The sequence below is a fragment of the Micromonospora narathiwatensis genome (assembly GCF_900089605.1).
In the GTDB taxonomy this organism is placed as follows: Bacteria; Actinomycetota; Actinomycetes; order Mycobacteriales; family Micromonosporaceae; genus Micromonospora; species Micromonospora narathiwatensis.
Map to the genome: position 1 here is coordinate 3,923,946 of NZ_LT594324.1, position 16,771 is coordinate 3,940,716.

At 71.7% G+C, this 16,771-nt stretch carries 19 protein-coding genes; 7 read left to right on the forward strand and 12 right to left on the reverse strand.

What is annotated here, in order from left to right; genetic code table 11:
- Window positions 1-4 precede the first annotated feature (4 nt).
- The 4 genes from GA0070621_RS16685 to GA0070621_RS16700 all read right to left on the reverse strand — a co-directional run bounded on the left by GA0070621_RS16685 (window position 5) and on the right by GA0070621_RS16700 (window position 3,663).
- Window positions 5-628: a response regulator transcription factor gene (locus GA0070621_RS16685; RefSeq protein ID WP_091196724.1), complete on the reverse strand. Its 624-nt coding sequence runs from the start codon at window positions 626-628 to the stop codon at window positions 5-7.
- Window positions 629-731: 103 nt separating this feature from the next.
- Complete coding sequence (locus GA0070621_RS16690; protein WP_157740006.1) at window positions 732-1,859, reverse strand: sensor histidine kinase; 1,128 nt, start codon at window positions 1,857-1,859, stop codon at window positions 732-734.
- 30 nt (window positions 1,860-1,889) lie between these two features.
- A complete protein-coding gene (locus GA0070621_RS16695; RefSeq protein WP_091196727.1) occupies window positions 1,890-2,693 on the reverse strand; it encodes an ABC transporter permease in 804 nt (267 codons plus the stop codon).
- A 1-nt stretch (window position 2,694) separates the two neighbouring features.
- Window positions 2,695-3,663, reverse strand: coding sequence for an ABC transporter ATP-binding protein (locus GA0070621_RS16700; RefSeq protein WP_091196729.1), 969 nt, complete (start codon window positions 3,661-3,663; stop codon window positions 2,695-2,697).
- 170 nt (window positions 3,664-3,833) lie between these two features.
- Between GA0070621_RS16700 and GA0070621_RS16705 the strand changes: the two genes are divergently transcribed.
- Window positions 3,834-4,685, forward strand: coding sequence for an alpha/beta hydrolase (locus tag GA0070621_RS16705; RefSeq protein ID WP_091196731.1), 852 nt, complete (start codon window positions 3,834-3,836; stop codon window positions 4,683-4,685).
- Between the two features lie 279 nt (window positions 4,686-4,964).
- Entirely contained in the window at window positions 4,965-5,834 is an 870-nt protein-coding gene (locus GA0070621_RS16710) for an NBR1-Ig-like domain-containing protein (RefSeq protein ID WP_157740007.1), read from the forward strand.
- Window positions 5,835-5,895: 61 nt separating this feature from the next.
- On the opposite strand, the gene GA0070621_RS16715 is transcribed toward GA0070621_RS16710, so the two are convergent.
- From GA0070621_RS16715 to GA0070621_RS16730, 4 genes are all read right to left on the reverse strand, one after another.
- A complete protein-coding gene (locus tag GA0070621_RS16715; protein ID WP_091196734.1) occupies window positions 5,896-6,309 on the reverse strand; it encodes a spore-associated protein A in 414 nt (137 codons plus the stop codon).
- A gap of 28 nt (window positions 6,310-6,337) precedes the next feature.
- The gene (locus tag GA0070621_RS16720) at window positions 6,338-6,748 is read right to left on the reverse strand and encodes a spore-associated protein A (protein ID WP_091196736.1); all 411 of its coding nucleotides are present in this window, start codon (window positions 6,746-6,748) and stop codon (window positions 6,338-6,340) included.
- A gap of 138 nt (window positions 6,749-6,886) precedes the next feature.
- Entirely contained in the window at window positions 6,887-7,141 is a 255-nt protein-coding gene (locus GA0070621_RS16725; protein ID WP_091196737.1) for a hypothetical protein, read from the reverse strand.
- Window positions 7,138-7,476: a DivIVA domain-containing protein gene (locus GA0070621_RS16730; protein WP_091196739.1), complete on the reverse strand. Its 339-nt coding sequence runs from the start codon at window positions 7,474-7,476 to the stop codon at window positions 7,138-7,140. Before GA0070621_RS16730 ends, GA0070621_RS16725 begins: the two co-directional genes overlap by 4 nt.
- Before the next feature lie 361 nt (window positions 7,477-7,837).
- On the opposite strand from GA0070621_RS16730, the gene GA0070621_RS16735 reads away from it, so the two are divergent.
- The 3 genes from GA0070621_RS16735 (at window position 7,838) to GA0070621_RS16745 (ending at window position 9,866) form a co-directional block, all read left to right on the forward strand.
- On the forward strand, window positions 7,838-8,716 hold the full coding sequence (locus GA0070621_RS16735) for a helix-turn-helix domain-containing protein (protein WP_197674066.1): 879 nt from the start codon (window positions 7,838-7,840) through the stop codon (window positions 8,714-8,716).
- The gene (locus tag GA0070621_RS16740; RefSeq protein ID WP_091196743.1) at window positions 8,709-8,906 is read left to right on the forward strand and encodes a DUF397 domain-containing protein; all 198 of its coding nucleotides are present in this window, start codon (window positions 8,709-8,711) and stop codon (window positions 8,904-8,906) included. The genes GA0070621_RS16735 and GA0070621_RS16740 overlap by 8 nt, the downstream gene beginning before the upstream one ends.
- A gap of 252 nt (window positions 8,907-9,158) precedes the next feature.
- Window positions 9,159-9,866 carry a hypothetical protein gene (locus GA0070621_RS16745; protein ID WP_091196745.1) on the forward strand — a complete coding sequence of 236 codons (708 nt, stop codon included), beginning with the start codon at window positions 9,159-9,161 and terminating at the stop codon, window positions 9,864-9,866.
- Between the two features lie 61 nt (window positions 9,867-9,927).
- On the opposite strand, the gene GA0070621_RS16750 is transcribed toward GA0070621_RS16745, so the two are convergent.
- Entirely contained in the window at window positions 9,928-10,578 is a 651-nt protein-coding gene (locus tag GA0070621_RS16750) for an HNH endonuclease family protein (protein WP_091196747.1), read from the reverse strand.
- 141 nt (window positions 10,579-10,719) lie between these two features.
- Between GA0070621_RS16750 and GA0070621_RS16755 the strand changes: the two genes are divergently transcribed.
- Complete coding sequence (locus GA0070621_RS16755; protein ID WP_091196748.1) at window positions 10,720-11,130, forward strand: hypothetical protein; 411 nt, start codon at window positions 10,720-10,722, stop codon at window positions 11,128-11,130.
- A 4-nt stretch (window positions 11,131-11,134) separates the two neighbouring features.
- Here GA0070621_RS16755 and GA0070621_RS16760 read toward each other — a convergent pair whose 3' ends face one another.
- Window positions 11,135-13,180, reverse strand: coding sequence for a prolyl oligopeptidase family serine peptidase (locus tag GA0070621_RS16760; RefSeq protein ID WP_167666987.1), 2,046 nt, complete (start codon window positions 13,178-13,180; stop codon window positions 11,135-11,137).
- 161 nt (window positions 13,181-13,341) lie between these two features.
- Between GA0070621_RS16760 and GA0070621_RS16765 the strand changes: the two genes are divergently transcribed.
- Window positions 13,342-14,484, forward strand: a complete 1,143-nt coding sequence (locus GA0070621_RS16765) for a site-2 protease family protein (protein ID WP_091196750.1) — start codon at window positions 13,342-13,344, stop codon at window positions 14,482-14,484.
- Here GA0070621_RS16765 and GA0070621_RS16770 read toward each other — a convergent pair.
- Window positions 14,481-15,194, reverse strand: a complete 714-nt coding sequence (locus tag GA0070621_RS16770) for an NUDIX hydrolase (RefSeq protein ID WP_091196752.1) — start codon at window positions 15,192-15,194, stop codon at window positions 14,481-14,483. The genes GA0070621_RS16765 and GA0070621_RS16770 overlap by 4 nt on opposite strands.
- Entirely contained in the window at window positions 15,191-16,729 is a 1,539-nt protein-coding gene (locus GA0070621_RS16775; RefSeq protein WP_157740008.1) for a hypothetical protein, read from the reverse strand. The genes GA0070621_RS16770 and GA0070621_RS16775 overlap by 4 nt, the downstream gene beginning before the upstream one ends.
- Window positions 16,730-16,771 lie beyond the last annotated feature (42 nt).

A 16,771-nucleotide genomic window follows, 5' to 3' on the forward strand; every position in this document is an offset into this window, starting at 1 on the left:
CGGCTCACTGGCCGAGCAGCCAGCCGTTCTCCTCGGCGACGCGGACCGCGTCGGCCCGGTTGCGGGCGCCGGTCTTGCCGATCGCCGAGGACAGGTGGTTGCGGACCGTCCCCTCGGAGAGGTGCAGGGTCGCGGCCAACTCTGCCACCGTGCCGCCGGACCGTGCGGTCCGCAGCACCTCGGTCTCCCGCTCGGTCAGCGGGCTCGCCCCGGTGGCCAGGGTCTCCGCGGCCAGGGTCGGGTCGACCACCCGTAGCCCGGCGTGCACCCGGCGGACCGCGTCGGCGAGCTGGCGGGCCGGGGTGTCCTTGACGACGAACCCGCCCGCGCCCGCCTCCATCGCCCGGCGCAGGTAGCCGGGGCGGCCGAAGGTGGTCACCACCAGCACCCGGCAGCCGGGTACCGCCGCCCGCAGCGCGGCGGCCGCCGCGATCCCGTCCAGGCCGGGCATCTCCACGTCGAGCAGGGCCACGTCGGGCCGGGTACGGCGGGCCTCCGGCACCACCTCGTCGCCCCGGCCCACCTCGGCGACGACCGTCAGGTCCGGCTCCAGCGACAGCAGCGCGGCCAACGCGCCCCGGACCAGCGCCTGGTCGTCGGCGAGCAGCAGCTTGATCGGCCCGGTCATCCGCGCGTCCTCCGCTCCCGGGCCCGGCCGTCCCGTCGCCCGCCACCCGCCCGAATCCGGCCGTCCATCGCAACCCGGCGGCCTGTCGTGGCCCCGCCGCCCATCAGGACCCCGCCGGCAGGGCGACGCGCAGCAGGAAGCCGCGCCCGCCGGGACGGCGGCCGACGGTGACCGTGGCGTCCAGCCGCCGTGCCCGCTCGCGCAGCCCGACCAGCCCGTGCCCGGCCGCGCCGGGCTCCCCGACCGGCCCCCGACCGTCGTCGCGGACCTCCACGGCCGAGCCGTCCACCCGGATCTCGCACCGCCGCGCACCACTGTGCCGGACCACGTTGGTCACCCCCTCGCGTACCGTCCAGCCGAACAGCTCGTCCGCCTCCGCCGGAAGCCGCGGCACCGTCTCCGGCAGTTCCGCGGCGACGCCCGCGGCGGCCAGCGCCGAGCGGGCGCCGGCCAGCTCCGCCGCGAGGCTCACCCCCCGGTACGCCCCGACGGTGCCCCGCACGTCGGCCAGTGCCTGTCGGGCCAGCCGCTCCACGTCGGCGATCTCGGTGGCCGCCCGGGTCGGGTCCAGTTCCAGCAGCCGGCCGGCCAGCTCGGCCTTGACCGCCACCACGGTCAGCGAGTGGCCGAGGATGTCGTGCAGGTCGCGGGCGGTACGGGCCCGTTCCTCGGCCACCGCCAGCCGGCGGATCTCCTGCTGGGCGGCCTGAAGCTCGGCGTTGCGCTGGGCCAGCCGGGTCACCCCGAACATGGCGAACGAGGCGAGCAGGACCGCGAACACCACGGTGCCCTCGGCCTCCCAGCCGGGCACCAGGGCGGCGGTGACCGGCGGGGTCAGCGCGGTGAGGAGGACCACCACCACGGCCTCGCGCGTCGGCATCAGGAACACCGCCGCCGCCGCGACGAAGACGAGTGTGGTGAGCCAGTCTCCCGAGGTGCCGGGAATGCCGGCCAGCCCGAGCCCGAGCAGCAACGCCAGGAACGCCCAGGCCCGGCCGCGCGGGACGCCCAGGTGCGCCTGCCGGCGGGCCCGCGCCCACTGGAAGACGCACACGTAGGTCACGCCGAAGGCGACCAGGGTGGACGCGCCCAGCACCCGACGCCAGACCTCGGCCTGGTGCAGGGCGGTGAGCAGCGGGATGTTGAGGAAGAAGAGCCAGACCGCGGCGAGCAGCCAGCCGGTGACCCGCCAGTGGGTCCTCGGCTGGCTGCGTTCCGACGGCAGGTTCACGACGCACACGCTAGCCTCCGCCCGGACGGGTCAGACGCGGCTGGTGTCGCGGCGGAACAGCCGGGCCGCGCCGAGGCCGAACACCGCCGTCCAGGCGACCAGGTTGCCCACCGAGGCCCAGTCCAGGCCGTCCCCGGTCAGCGGGGCCCGGGCGAGCTGACCGACGCCGTACACCGGGGTGAACTTGGCGATCTCCTGGAAGGCGTGCGGCAGCATCTCGAGCGGGACGAAGAGCCCGCCGAACATGGCGAGGATGGCCAGGACCGGGCCCATGAACTGCATGACGTTCTCGGCCGGGGCGAGGTAGCCGACGAAGAGCCCGAAGGCGGCGAACACCAGCGACCCCACCCAGGCGGCCAGGCCGGAGAGCAGCCAGATGTCGACCGGCAGGCGTACCCCGGCGGCGGCGCCCACCGCGAACTCGACCAGCACGCCGGCCAGGCCGAGCACCATCGCGGTGGCCACCTTGATCGCCACGTACGCGGCCGGGCGCAGCGGGGTGAGCCGGAGCTGACGGCTCCAGCCCAGCGCCCGCTCGGTGGCGACCGCCGCTCCCGCGCTGGTGGTGGCGACCATGGCCGCGTACACGGCGAGGCTGATCATGATCCAGCCGGTGACCGGGTGGCCGTTGGGCAGCTCCTCACCGCGCTGGGGCAGCCCGAACAGCAGGAAGAAGACCGCCGGCATGACCAGCGTGAACATCAGCGTACGGCGGTTGCGCAGCACGCGGCGGATCTCGATGCCGAGTACGGCGGTGGAGAACCCGCCCAGGGCGGGCGGACGGCGGTCGACGGGCCGGGCCGGGGTGGTGGTGGACGGGGCGGCGACGGTCATCTCAGGCTCCGATGGGCTGCGCGGAATCGGCGGTCAAGGTGTCGGCGGCGAGGGCGTCGGCGGCGAGGGCGTCGGCGGCGAGGGTGTCGGTGGTGAGGGCGAGGAAGGCGTCCTCAAGGTTGCGGGAGGTGATCTCGATGTCCCGGGCGGCGGTGCGGGTGAGCAGGTGCCGGGCGACGGTGTCCGAGTCGTCGGTCCGCACCAGCACCACGTCGCCGCGTACCTCGACCGTCTGGACGCCGGGCAGCGCGGCGAGTACGGCCTGGTCGGCGCCCGGCAGGGTGGCCCGGACGATCCGGCCGGCGGCCAGGTTCTTGATCTCCGCGGTGGTGCCGTCGGCGATGATCCGACCCTGCCGGACCAGCACGATCCGGTCCGCGTACGCGTCGGCCTCGTCCAGGTAGTGGGTGGCGAAGATGATGGTCCGGCCGGCCCGGGCGTCGGCCCGGATCGCCTGCCAGAAGTCCCGCCGCCCCTCGACGTCCATGCCGGTGGTGGGCTCGTCGAGCACCATCAGGTCCGGGTCCGGCAGCAGCGCCAGGGCGAAGCGCAGCCGCTGCTGCTGGCCGCCGGAGCACTTGCCCACCGGGCGGTCGGCGAGGTCGGCGATCCCGGCCCGTTCCAGCACCTCGGCCACCGGCCGGGTGTACGCGTGGAAGTGCGCGGTCATCCGTACCGTCTCCGCGACGGTGAGATCCTTGAGCAGGCCGCCGGTCTGCATCACGGCGGCGACCCGGCCGAGCCGGATGGCGTCGGCCGGCGTGCCGCCGAAGAGCCGGACGGTGCCGGCGTCCGGGCGGGCCAGGCCGAGCAGCATGTCCACGGTGGTGGTCTTGCCGGCGCCGTTGGGGCCGAGGAAGGCCACCACCTCGCCCGGCTGGACGCGGAGGCTGAGCCCGTCGACGGCGGTCACCGGTCCGAAGGTCTTGGTGAGTCCGGCCAGCTCGACGGCCGGTGGGATGTCGGTCATGACAAAGATGTTCCGGCGCGCGGGGGCCGGGTGCCCGGAGCGCGCGTCACCTCCGGGCCATGACATTTGTCAGGCCCGCCCGGCGGGGTGGTCAGTGCCCGCCGGGAGTGAGCCCGGCCCGGCCGGGTAACCAACGCCGCGTCAGACGTCGCGGCACCGGGAGGTCAGGCATGGGCGTACCGACGGGACGGGTCGACACGATCCTGCTGATCCACGGGCTCTGGATGACCTCACGTAGCTGGGAGAACTGGGCCGACCGGTACGCGGCACGCGGTTTCCGGGTGCTCACCCCGGCCTGGCCCGGGATGGACCGGGAGGTCGAGGAGCTACGGGCGGATCCGACGCCGATCGCCGGGCAGCGCATCGCCGCCATCACCGACCACTACGCCCGGATCATCCGGGACCTGCCCCGACCGCCGATCATCATGGGCCACTCGATCGGCGGCCTGATCACGCAGCTGCTGGTCGACCGGAAGCTCGGCGCGGCCGGGGTCGGCGTACACACCGCCCCGGTCCGGGGTGTGCTGCGGCTGCCGCTGAGCACGTTGCGCTCCGGGTTCTCGATCCTGCACAGCCCGGTCAACCGGCACCGCGCGGTGCCGTTCACCGCCGAGGACTTCCGGTACGCCTTCGGCAACACGATGAGCCAGCAGGAGTCGGACGCGGCCTGGGAGCGGTACGCCGTGCCCGGGGCCGGTCACGTCCTGTTCGAGATGGCGTTCGCCAACCTGAACCCGGAATCGGCCGCCGAGATCGACAAGAAGCGGGACGAACGGGCACCGCTGCTGCTGACGGCCGGCGGCGCCGACCACGTCGTGCCGCCCTCGGTGGTCTCCGCCAACGCCAGCCTCTATCGGGGCTCGACCGCGATCACCGGGTACCGCTGCAACCCTGGTCGGTCGCATTTCGCCCTCGGCGAGCCGGGTTGGGAGGAGGAGGCCGACTTCGCGCTGGAGTGGGCGGTCGAGGCGGCGAACGAGTTCTCGCCGACCGTCGTCGGCCAGGCTCCCGGCCGCCGCTGACCGCGCGGGTCGCCGCGCCGTCATGGCGCCCCACCAAGGTTTGATCAACACGGATATCGTCACCCCTGCGCCGGATGCGCCATATGGGGCAGATGTGCCCCCGTGTTCGGTTCTGACAAGGTAGGGGAAGTGAACGAAGTAACGCAAGGTCGACATCAGGTCCCGCGGCGGCGGGGGCGACGGCCCACGCGTCCCAATCCTGATTCGGGCCCGGTGGGCGCCTTCGCCGACCGCCTGTCGCGCCTGAGACAGGAGGCGGGTGATCCCTCGTACGAGGAGATGTCCACGCGGCTGGGCGCGGCCGCCTCGAAGTCGTCGCTGGCCGCCGCGGCCCAGGGCCGGAGTCTTCCCAGCTGGGAGACGACGTGGGAGTTCGTACGGGTGCTCGCCGTCGACCGGCTCGGCCGCGACCCGTCGGACACCGAGAAGGAGTGGCGGGAGCGCTGGATGCAGGCCAGGGCCGCCGGGCATTCGGCGGGCACCGCCTCGGCGGCCGACGCGGCGCCGGAGCCGCGCGGGGCAGCGGAGGCGTCCACGGTGTCCGACGGGACGCCGACCGCCGAGACCAGCGAGACCGAGGAACCCAGGCCGGCCGGTGGCGACAGCGGTGCGCGCCGGGGTGGCCGGGCGGCTCCGGCCGCCGCCGAGCCCGCACCAGCCCGGCTGCCCGGCCGCCGGCGCGTCGGCATCGCCGGCCTGGCCGCGCACGTGGCCGTACTCGGCGGTGTCGTCGTCCTCGCGTTCGTCGCGCTTGATCGGCGGGGTGCGAACGATGGCGGAAAGTCCCCGGCGATCGCCGTTAACGATCATGATGACTCTCGGTTCGAAGGCGACATCACCTATCCCGATGGGACGCTGGTGCCGCCGAACACCTCGTTCACCAAGATCTGGCGGATCCGCAACACGGGCACGGTGGTCTGGGCCAACCGCTCGCTGGCCCGGATAAACGACGAACCGTGCCAAGCGCCGAAGACGGTGGCCATCCCGCAGACGATGCCGGGCGAGGCCGTGGACATCGCGGTGTCCGTCCGGACCCCCGGTACGCCCGGGAGCTGCAAGATCTACTGGAAGATGGCCGACGAGGACGGTCGGATGTTCTTCCCGCTCAAGCGGCCGATCTTCCTGGACGTACGGGTCGGTGGCTCGTAGCTGCACGCGAAGGGTGAAGCCCTGCCGGTGCGGCAGCGCACCGGCAGGGCTTCGCACTCAGCTAGCCGCAGTTGGTACCGCGCTTACCGCCCTCGGTGCCGCTGATCCGGCCCATCCAGTCCACGCACTGGTTCGCCGCCGACAGGTAGATCGGACCGGCGTAGGACGTGAAGTAGTCGCCCTCGTAGGCCGGCCAGTGGCTTCCGACCGGGCTGATCCCCAGGCCCGCCTCGACGAGCACGGCCGAACCGGCGGTGTTCCGCTTGGCGATCACGCAGTTCTTGCCCGTGGACGAGCTGTAGGCGAGGAAGACCGTCCCCTTGGTGCCGATCGCGGCGGAGTTCACGACGCTGTAGCCGGACCCGCACTCACCCGCGTAGGTGGCCGCGTACGCCGGGGCCGCCCCGACCAGCGTCCCGGCCAGGGCGGTGGCGGCGAAGGCGGCGGTCACGGCGGTGATCTTGACGAGCTTCATGCACTTTCCTCCGGTGCTCGGTGTCCGGTCAGCCGCAGTTGGTGCCGTAGCGGGTCTGGGAGGCCGTCCCGATGGTGCCGCCCCAGTCGACGCACGAGCCGGCGGCCGACACGTAGACCGGTCCCGCGTAGGTCGTGAAGTTGTCGCTCTCCTTGATCCAGGCGGTGTTGCCGGAACGGCGGACGTACGCCTCCATGAGCGTGGCGGTCCCCGGCTTCTCCCGGATGGTGACGACGCAGTTCTTCCCGGTGGACGCGTTGTAGGTCAGGTACACCGTGCCGCGGAGGTCGGGAAAGTCGGCCAGGTTGACGATGTTGTAGCCCGAGCCGCACTGCCCGCCGTAGAGGGCGGCGTACGCGGGGCCGGCGTTGACCAGGGCGCCCGCCGTCACGGCGGCCGCCGTGACGCCCAGCGCGGCGATCTTTCGCGAAATGCGCATGAAAGTTCCCTTTCTACTGTGGGTGGTTGCGCAAGACGCTGGCATGCGTCGCCGACCGACACCAAGCGATCTAAGTCCAACGATCTTCCGGTGGACTATTCGGAGAAATAACCTCCAGGTCAACGGCCCGCCGCGCGCTCACCGCCCCACCAGCCGGCGGGCGCAGGGTCCGTCGTGGTCGGCCCGGAGCAGGCACCGCCGGCCGCCGGGCAGCAACAGATCACAGAAGACCCGATGGTGTACGCCCTGCTCGTCCTCGGCTGACACGGTGGTCTCACCCGGGTCGCTCTGCGGCAGGAGCATCGCCCACCGGGCCAGCACCCGGGCGAGTCGCTGCGCCGCGGGCAGATCCGGGGCGGCCACCGGCAGGTGCACCACCCAGCGCGCGGTCACCGCACGCCCCCGCGCTCGGCCCGCTGCCGCCCCGCGAGGCGGGCCCGGAACTGCTCGGACTGCCAGCGGCGCAACGCGTCCCGGATCCGGTCGCTCTCCTGCCGGCTGCGGGCCAGCGCGTCGTAGACGGCCGCCAGATCGTCGGCGACCCGGTCGAGGAACTCCGCCACCTCGTCCGGGTCCAGGCCACGCCGACCGAACCGGCTGGGGCGGAACCGGCGTTCCCGCACCTGCCACGGGCGCAACGGCCGGTAGGAAGCCGACCGGTAGCAGGTGGAGCCGCCGACCGACCACGACCGCTGGTTGCGCCCGCGCCGCCGGAAGAACACACGCATGGGATACCCGCCTCTCGAACGTGGGTGCCGCCTGGATGGTGGGTCCGTCGACCCGCCGCGTATCGACGGACCCACCCGCACCTGCCACCGCAGCCTTCGATCAGCAGTACGTCAGCAGGGCAGCTAACGGCCCGCTGACCTGGGCAAATCCACAGTGGCCGCAGAGGCAGTAGAGCACCGATCAACCGCTTTTGCAATGTCGCAACAGAGGCATCGCTTCGGCATTTGATCTACAGCTATGCACTATGGGTAACTTGTCTATTGCTTGTGATACATCGGGTCGCTTTAATTGGGCGAAGCCATGTCAATGCATGAACTCCACGGGAGGCACCGGGTGTCACACGCTGTGACCGGCTCGACCATGCTCCGCCGCCAAATCGGCCGTAAGTTCGAGGCCCTCCGCAAGGCGGCCGGGCTGACCATGGAACAGGCGGCGGAACAACTCGACCGGGCGCGGGCCACCATGCACCGGATCGAGAACGGGGCCGAGCACGTGCGCTTTCGCCAGGCAGACGTCAAGGAGATGTTGAAGCTCTACGGCGCTTCGGTGGAGGACAGCGAACTGCTGCTGGCGATGACCGCCGCCACGCGCGAGAACAAAAACTGGTGGCACGACTACATTGGCTCGGGGCTGCCGAAGTGGTTCCAGCTCTACATCGGGCTCGAAGCCGCGGCCTCGAACATCCGCCAGTACGAGCCCGAACTGGTCCCGGGCCTGCTGCAGACTCGCGCCTATGCCGAGCGGATCTTCAAAATGCCCGGCGGTTCGATCGACACCGAGAACAGCGACGAGCAGCGGCGGGCGATCCAACTCCGCGTCGAACGGCAGGCGCTCCTCACCCGGTTCTCCGCTCCACAACTCAGCGTGATAATCAACGAGGCCGTGTTGCGCCGCCCCGTCGGCAACGCCACGATCATGGCCGAACAACTTCACCAGATCCTGAAGGCCGCTGAACTACCGAACGTAACCGTCCAGGTGCTGGCTTTTTCTGCCGGGCTGCACGCAGGGGCGATGTCCGGATCGTTTTCGATCATGGAGTTCCCCGAAGACAACCACGGCAAGGAGGTGGAGCCACCGGTGGCGTACCTAGAGGCGGCAACCGGAGCCATCTATCTCGACAAGCCGCACGAGACGGCCGCCTACAACAGCATCTGGTCCGACATCGCGGGCCGTGCCCTGAACGAGTCCCGCTCCAAGAGCTTGATTCATGAAGTCGCAGAGGAGTACTCCCGTGCCTGACCTCACCGGCGCCATCTGGCGCAAGTCGACCCGCAGCAACAACGGCGGCAACTGCGTCGAGGTCGCCGACAATCTGCCCGGCATCGTCGCGCTCCGCGACAGCAAGGACCCGAGCGGCCCGGCCCTCACCTTCGGGCCCGGGGCCTGGGCGTGCTTCGTCGCCGCCGTCAAGCGAGAGTCGTTCCACTGAGAGGCACCCGCCGGGGCGGTGCGCCGGCGGACGCCAGCAGACCTACCCGGCCGAGACGAGAGTCCGCTCGAAAGCGATATGCCTCTGAGTCATCAAAATGACTCACAGGCATACCACTTTCAACCCAACACCCGGCTGGCGGCGCCATCCCCGCCCAGGTCGGCGGAGCACCTACCGCACGCGGCTCCGGACGGGTCGAGACTCGCGACCGGAGAGTTTGACAGCGATCACCCTCGACAACAGGATTGACCGATGGTTTCCGACGAGTCGAAGTCTCGGGCGCAGGCGTTCCGCGCGGACGGACGGACCCCGAAGCAGGTCACCCGGGAACCGGGCGTCGCCCGAGCCACAGTCGGTCCGCTGGTCCGAAGCGTCGCCGTCAGCCAGCCGGGCCTGGTCGGGCTGGGAGATCTGCCGCTCATCGGTTGCTGGGTCAATCCGGGGTGGAGCAGCGGCCTGATCATCGAGGACCGGCCCGCCGACTGGGTCGACGCCGACGACCCGGGCGACGACTTCGACGGCCTGACCGGCGTCATGGTCGCGCGGCGGGATGACCGGGGGGTCAGTCTGGCCGGCTTCCTGGTCGACACCTACTGCCTCGGGGCGAAGAACGCGGTGCCGCCGACCATGCTGGACCAGTACGACATGCCCTACTTCGTCGCGGAGTTCTTCGGCGCCTACCCTGATCCGCCGATGCGTGCGCCCATCGACCTGGCCCGAAACCTCGTCTTCGGTGCCGTCGACTTCGCCTGGCGGCTCGGCTTCGAGCCGCACCAGGACTACCACTCGGCCGTCGGCCACCTCGGGTTGTGGCAGCCACCCGGCCGCATCGCGTTCGGCCGGAACGGCCGACCGCTGTTCATCCAGGGTCCGCACGACGACGTCGGCCGCGTCATCCGGACGCTCGACCGCTCGGTGGGTGCCGGCAACTACGAATACACCATTCTCGCCGGCGGGTAGCACGATCAGCTTAGGCCGGTGGCCGGCACCCGTGGCGGGCGCCGGCCACCGGAGGGTCGGATCAGCAGCGGGTGTTCAGGGTGTTCTGCAACGCCGTCTTCTCGGTCGAGTCGACGGCGAGGCCGTACCGGTACTTGACGTTGATCCAGCCCTTGACGTAGTCGCAGTGGACCGCGGTACGCGGCGGCATCCACTTCGCCGGGTCCTTGTCGCCCTTGGACCGGTTGGTGCTCGCGCTCACCGCCCAGAGCTGCGGGGACGACACGTCGTTGGCGAAGTCCCGGCGCTTGGCGGTGGTCCAGGTGTCCGCGCCGGAGTTCCACGCCTCGGCGAGCGGGACCAGGTGGTCGATGTCGAACGTCGACGAGTCGGTGGTCGTCACGCCGTCGTAGTCGCTGTACCAGGAACCGGAGGTGGGCTTGCACTGCGAGTCGACGGTGACGTTGGAGCCGTCGTACTTCAGCACGTACTTGCGGGTGTCGCAGGCGCCCTCGATCGTGATCCAGTGCGGGAACAGCGACCGGTCGTACGCCGACGACGCGCCCTCGGCCCGGACGGTGAGGCTGTTGAGCTGGGACTGCGCGGTCGCCTTGGTCGGGATGCCGGGCGGCAGGGCGGCCCAGGCTGGCTCACCCAGCCCGACGACGAGGGCCGTGGCGGCAACCAGCGCGGACAGCGCCGCGACGGTGCGGCGCAGGGACATGCGTACCATGTGTCTCCTAGCGAGGAACTGTGATGGACTGCCCAGGACACTGGCCGCCCGGTCCAGCGAAAGATCGAACCGAAGATTAACGGCTGTCGATTATTTGTCAACTGTGTCGCGACCACCCGCCCAGACCAGTGAGGTGATCAGGTGCAATTGGACGGCTTCGTGCTCGGCCACCTGCCGGCGGGCACCGGCGAACTGGTCGAGGACTTCACCTACGAGTGGGACGACGTGGCGTTCAACTCCCGGGTCTGGGAACGGGAGATCGACGGCGGACACCAGGTCGACCTTCAGGTGCTGGTGCTGCGCGGGCCGCGCCTGGCCACCGCCGCCGCCCTGCGGGACTTCCTGGCCGAATATCACGAACGCGACCCCGACGCCTGGGCACTGAGCGAGTTCCAGCCGGGCGAGGCAGCCGGCTTCATCGGCGAGAACGAGGCGTTCTGGCTGGTCGAGCCCGGGGTGGCGGTGCAGGTGAGGTTCCCGACCGGCCGGTTCGGCGCCGACGAGCTGCGGGCGACGGCACTGGGCGTACGTCCGGCCGGGCCGGGCGACTGAGCGGTTACCGGGTCGCGCTCCCCTCCAGCCTCCGCCACAGGAACTCCAGCGTCAGCGCCCAGATGAACGCGCGCTGCTCGTTGTTCGCCGCCGCGCCGTGCCCGCCTTCGACGTTCTCGTAGTAGGACACGTCGTGGCCGTGCTCGCGCAGCCGGGCCGCCATCTTGCGGGCGTGCCCGGGGTGCACCCGGTCGTCCCGGGTCGAGGTGATGAACAGGACCGGCGGGTACGCCGGCCCGCCCCGGACGTTGTGGTACGGCGAATACTCCCGCAGGTAGGCCCAGTCCTCCGCCCGGTCCGGGTCGCCGTACTCGGCCATCCACGACGCGCCGGCCAGCAGCCGGTGGTAGCGCCGCATGTCCAGCACCGGCACCTGCGCGACGACCGCGCCGAACAACGCCGGGTAGCGGGTCAGCATCACGCCCATCAGCAGCCCGCCGTTGCTGCCGCCCTCGACGCCGAGCCGCGCCGGTGTGGTGATCCCCCGGGTCACCAGGTCGGCCGCCACCGCCGCGAAGTCCTCGTACGCCCGGGGCCGGTTCTCCCGGATCGCGGCCCGGTGCCACCCGGGGCCGTACTCCCCGCCGCCCCTGATGTTCGCCACCACGTACGTGCCGCCCCGGGCCAGCCACCCCCGGCCGATGACGCCGCTGTAGTGCGGGGTCATCGGGATCTCGTAACCGCCGTACCCGGTGAGCAGCGTCGGCCCGCCGGTCGCGGCCGGATCCCCCACCGCGAAGTACGGCACCCGCGTGCCGTCGGCGGAGGTGGCGAAGAACTGGCGTACCACCAGCCCGTCGGCGTCGAAGAACGCCGGCTGCCGCTTGAGGGTCTCGACCGCGCCACCGACCCGCCCCAGCCGCAGCGTCGCCGGCTGGAGAAAGCCCTCCGAGGCGACCAGGTAGTCGTCGCCGACGTCCGGGTCGGTGTCCACGACCGCGCTGTGGTCGTACTCGGGCGCCCCCGCGAGCGGCTCCCGCCGCCACCGCGTCTCGCCGGGCGTCAGCACCTCCAACCGGCTCCGCACGTCGGCAAGGGTGGCCAGGATAAGCCGGTTACGGGTCCAGAGGTGGTAGCTCAACGCGGTGCGCTCGTCGGGCCGGAAGAGCACCGTCAGCTCCCGCCCGCCGGCGAGGAAGACGTCGAACCGGGCTGCCAGCAGGGTGCCCGCCGGGTGGGTGGTGCCGTCGACCGGCCACGGCGAGCGCAGCCGGATCACCAGCCATTCCCGGTGCACCTCCCAGTGGGCGTCCTCCGGCACGGGGATCCGGATCCGCTCGCCCGCCTCCGTCAGCAGGAAGCCCTCCGACCGGTAGAAGTCCAGGCTGCGCCCCACGAAGTCACGCTCGAAACCGGGTGTCGGGTCATGCGAGGCGTACGCGGAAACGTCCTCGACGTCCGCCTCGTAGACGACCTCGGCCTCGGCCAGCGGCGTGCCCCGCCGCCACCGCTTGACGACGCGCGGATACCCCGACTCGGTCAGCGACCCGGGCCCGAAGTCGGTGGCGACGTAGATCCGGTCCGGGTCGATCCAGCAGACCCCGCTCTTGGCCTCGGGCAGCGTGAACCCGTCCGCCACGAAGGCCCGGCGGTCGAGGTCGAACTCGCGCACCACCACCGCGTCCGCGCCGCCCCGGGACAGGCTGATCAGGCAGCGCCCGTACCCGGGGCGCAGCACCGTCACCTTCTGCCAGACCCAGTTCTCACCCTCCTCGGCGGCCAGCGCGTCGACGTCGAGCAGCACGTCCCACTCGGGCTCAGGCCGGCGGTACTGGTCGAGCGTGGTCCGCCGCCAGATCCCGCGCGGGTGCGCCGCGTCGATCCAGAAGTTGTAGTAGAAGTGGTCGCCGCGCCACCCGGGGTAGGGAATGCGGTCCTCGGCGTCGAGCACCCGCCGGATCTCGGTCCGCAGGGCGACGAACCGTTCGCCCCCGGTCAACGCGGCCACGCTCTCCGCGTTGCGGTCCCGGACCCATCCGGTGGCGTCCGTCGCCGCCAGGTCTTCCAGCCAGAGGTACGGGTCGTCACCCTCGTCGATCAACGTCGCCACGCCCGTCACTATCCCCGACGGACCACCTCGATCCAGTCGGAAATCTGATTCACCGAGGCCGATGCCATGACCCGATAGCCGAGCGCACCGGGGCTCCGACGCCCCTGAACGGGACCTTCCGCCCTGGCATGGGTCCGCTATTGGCGGGTATGACGGGGAGCATGAGGGCGAGCTTCCGACTTGGCCGGATCGCGGGCGTACCCGTCGGGGTCAACTGGAGCGTCCTGGTCATCTTCGTGCTGATCGCCTGGGCGCTGTCGGCCAGTCTGTTCCCACACTCGTACCCCGGTCATTCGACCTTCGCGTACGTGGTGGCCGGGCTGGCCGCGGCCGTGGTGTTCTTCGTCGGCCTGCTCGCGCACGAGGTGGCGCACGCGGTGATCGCCAAGCGCAACGGGATCGAGGTCGACAGCATCACGCTCTGGCTCTTCGGCGGGGTGTCCCAGCTGAAGGGCGAGGCCCGGGACCCGGGCGCCGAGCTGCGGATCGCCGGGATCGGGCCGTTGGTGAGCCTGCTGATCGGGATCTTCTTCGGCGGGATCGCGGCGCTGATCAGCCTGGGCGGTACGCGCGGCCTGCTGGTCGGGGCGCTGTCCTGGCTGGCCGGCATCAACGTGCTGCTGGCGATCTTCAACGTGCTGCCGGCCGCCCCGCTCGACGGCGGGCGGCTGCTGCGCGCCGTGGTGTGGAAGGCCACCGGGGACCGGACGAAGGCGTCGGTGGTGGCCGCGCGTGCCGGCTGGGGGCTCGGCATCGTGCTGATCGCCGTCGGGCTCTGGCAGTTCCTCAGGGGCGCCGGGGTGGGCGGGCTCTGGCTGGCGCTGATCGGCTGGTTCCTGATCGGGGCCGCCGGCATGGAGGAGCGCCAGGCCCGGATGGGCAGCGCGCTGCGCGGCGTACGCGTCGCCGACGTGATGACCCCGCAGCCGCAGACCGCCTCCGGGGAGATGACCGTCGCCGACTTCGTGGACCACTACCTGTTCGCGTACCGGCACACGGCGCTGCCGCTCACCGACGACGGGCGGCCGGTCGGCCTGGTCACCCTCGACCGGGTACGCGGCATCCCGGCCGACCGGAGGGAGTCCACCACGCTGGCCGAGGTGTCGTGCCAGGCCGGCGACCTGGTGCTCGCCAACCCGGACGAGCAGCTCACCGACCTGCTGCCCCGGCTCAGCGGGTGCGCCGACGGCCGGGCGCTCGTGGTGACCGAACAGCGACTGGTCGGGATCGTCTCGCCCAGCGACATCAGCCGGGCCGTGCAGCGGGGCAGCATGCGTGACCAGATGACCGCCGGGCGCGGCTAGTCGCCGGTCCCGGCCCCGCCCACCAGGCCCCGCAGGAACGCCCTGGTCCAGACCGCGATGGTGAACGAGTCGTTGATCACCCCGTCGCGGATGAGCGCACCGACCTCCGCCGGCCGGCAGAGCCGTACCGCCCGGATGCCCTCCCGCGCCTCGGGTTCCCCGATCGCCCGCACCTCCGCCAGGAACAGCCGGACCTCGTCGGTGGAGGCCCCGGTGTCCGGATTCAGCACGCCCAGGTCGACCAGGCGCACGTCGTCCGCGCCGATCTCCTCGCGTAGCTCCCGGGCTGCCTGCTCCTCGGCCGGCACGCCCGGCTCGCCGAACCCGCGCGGGGCCTCCAGATGCCACCGCCGGGTCGCGTGCCGGAAGTGCTCCACCAGCACCACGGCGCCGTCGAGCACCGGCAGGAGCACCACACCGGGCGCGCCGCCCATCGAGACCGACCGGATGTACGTGCCGAGCCCGCCGCCGGGGAACCGGACCGGATCGCGCAGCAGGGTGAGCCATTCGTCCTGGTACACGACGCCGGTCCGGCCCCACTCCACCGGCAGCCCGCGGGCGCGCAGCGCCGTGGACTTGGCCCGTTCGGCCGCCGCGACCTCGACCGGGTCGGCGAGGATCTCCACGGCGGCCCCGGGCGGGTTGACGAACAGCTCGGGCAGTCGGGCGCGCAACTCCCGGTAGCGCGGGTCGTCGGGCCCCTCGCTCACGTTTCCTCCCGGGGTCGGTCGATGTTCGGCTCGGAGTCCCGCCCGACGTCGCCGCCGGTCAACGGGAAGCCGCCCTCCTGGAGCCGGGCGACGAGTTCCCGCCAGTCCTCGCGGGCCCGCTCCAGCCGGACCCGCATCACGTCGATGCCGGTGGCCAGCTCGTTCTCGGCCCGGCGCTGGTCGCGCCCGACGACCGCGAAGCGGAGCACCGCCTCGGCGCCCCGGGCGGCGACCTCGGTGGCCACGTCTCCGACGATCTCCAGCCGAGGATCGCCATCGTAGATGAGCGAGGCGGAGGCGCCGAGGACCTCGATGGTGACGCGCACGACCGGTTCCCAGATCCGCATCTGGCCCTGCCGGCGCTCGCCGACGAGTTCCGCCAGCCGGCGGGCGAGGGCGATGTACCGGTCGTACACCACCTGCCCACGGGCCACGAAGTCGGTCGGGTCGTCGAGCAGGGACTCCAGGGCGAGGAGGTAGCCGCGCCACTCGTCGGTGTCCCGCGCCTGGCGTACGTGGTGCAGGTCCAGCCCGGTCAGGTCGATCCGCAGCGGTGACAGGGCCAGGTCGAAGGCCTGCGGTCGCAGCGTACGCAGCAGCTCGACCAACCGGGTCAACTCGGCCCGTGGGCCGCCTTCCTCGGTGGGCTTCCTGGCCCGCACCGGGGGGCGCTCCTGGAGGGCGGTACGCCGCAGCGAGTCGGTGGGGATCAGCGCGAACCGCTCCACCGCGTCCGGCACGGTCGTGTTGTACCGGAGGTCGACGAGGTGCTTGAGCTCGGCGACCAGGGGCGCGGAGCGGAAGCGGCCCTGTGCGGGGTCGCTGCCCGGTTCGACGAGGAACTGCCGGTAGAAGCCCTCCCGGTCGGCCCGGTCGGTGTCCGCGGCCCACAGGGTCACCTCCCGCAGCTTCTGCCGCAGGGTCGGGATGCTCTCCGCCTCGAGTCCGAGGTCGCGGCGCAGGGCGTCGAGGTTGAAGCCGCGCAGTTGCAGGAGGAAGCGGTGGAACTCCTCGAACATCAGCCGCTGGGTGCTCTGCTCGTTCTCAGCGTCGTCCCAGCTCAGTCGGAGGCAGCGGATGGTGTCGAGGTCGCCGAGCAGCGTCCGCCAGGCGGACCAGCCGGCCGCGTCGACGGTGAACCTCGGCTCGTCCGCCGGCGAGCCCTCCCGCAGCAGGAACGGCACCAGCACACTCTCGTCGAGCAGCGCCCGGAACGCCTCCCGCTGCGGACCAGGCGCGCGGAAGTCCTGGTAGACGACCGGATTGTTGAAGAAGTACGCCCGGTTGACGATCACCTGCTGGGCGTTGAGGATCGACCGCAGGTACTCCGCTCGCGCGTCCTGCCGCCGGCGGCGCTCCACCTCCGCATAGGACAGCCGCCGGGTCACCATGTGCTCCAGCAGGTCGCGGGTGACCCACTGGTTGTCCAGGCACTGAGCGACGACGCTGATCCGGGACAGCTGACGGTTGTCGACCCGCACCAGCCTGTCCGCCGCGAACTCCTGCACCAACGTCCCCTCCCCAAGGTCCATCATGGATGGCCGGTTCAGGGTAGTCAGTTCGGCCCCGGACGGGGG

Bases quoted from the DNA above. Each gene is read 5' to 3' on its own strand.
- GA0070621_RS16685 (WP_091196724.1), bottom strand. From the start codon at position 628: ATGACCGGGCCGATCAAGCTGCTGCTCGCCGACGACCAGGCGCTGGTC.
- GA0070621_RS16695 (WP_091196727.1), bottom strand. From the start codon at position 2,693: ATGACCGTCGCCGCCCCGTCCACCACCACCCCGGCCCGGCCCGTCGAC.
- GA0070621_RS16700 (WP_091196729.1), bottom strand. From the start codon at position 3,663: ATGACCGACATCCCACCGGCCGTCGAGCTGGCCGGACTCACCAAGACC.
- GA0070621_RS16705 (WP_091196731.1), top strand. From the start codon at position 3,834: ATGGGCGTACCGACGGGACGGGTCGACACGATCCTGCTGATCCACGGG.
- GA0070621_RS16710 (WP_157740007.1), top strand. From the start codon at position 4,965: ATGTCCACGCGGCTGGGCGCGGCCGCCTCGAAGTCGTCGCTGGCCGCC.
- GA0070621_RS16715 (WP_091196734.1), bottom strand. From the start codon at position 6,309: ATGAAGCTCGTCAAGATCACCGCCGTGACCGCCGCCTTCGCCGCCACC.
- GA0070621_RS16720 (WP_091196736.1), bottom strand. From the start codon at position 6,748: ATGCGCATTTCGCGAAAGATCGCCGCGCTGGGCGTCACGGCGGCCGCC.
- GA0070621_RS16730 (WP_091196739.1), bottom strand. From the start codon at position 7,476: ATGCGTGTGTTCTTCCGGCGGCGCGGGCGCAACCAGCGGTCGTGGTCG.
- GA0070621_RS16735 (WP_197674066.1), top strand. From the start codon at position 7,838: ATGCTCCGCCGCCAAATCGGCCGTAAGTTCGAGGCCCTCCGCAAGGCG.
- GA0070621_RS16745 (WP_091196745.1), top strand. From the start codon at position 9,159: ATGGTTTCCGACGAGTCGAAGTCTCGGGCGCAGGCGTTCCGCGCGGAC.
- GA0070621_RS16750 (WP_091196747.1), bottom strand. From the start codon at position 10,578: ATGGTACGCATGTCCCTGCGCCGCACCGTCGCGGCGCTGTCCGCGCTG.
- GA0070621_RS16765 (WP_091196750.1), top strand. From the start codon at position 13,342: ATGAGGGCGAGCTTCCGACTTGGCCGGATCGCGGGCGTACCCGTCGGG.
- GA0070621_RS16775 (WP_157740008.1), bottom strand. From the start codon at position 16,729: ATGATGGACCTTGGGGAGGGGACGTTGGTGCAGGAGTTCGCGGCGGAC.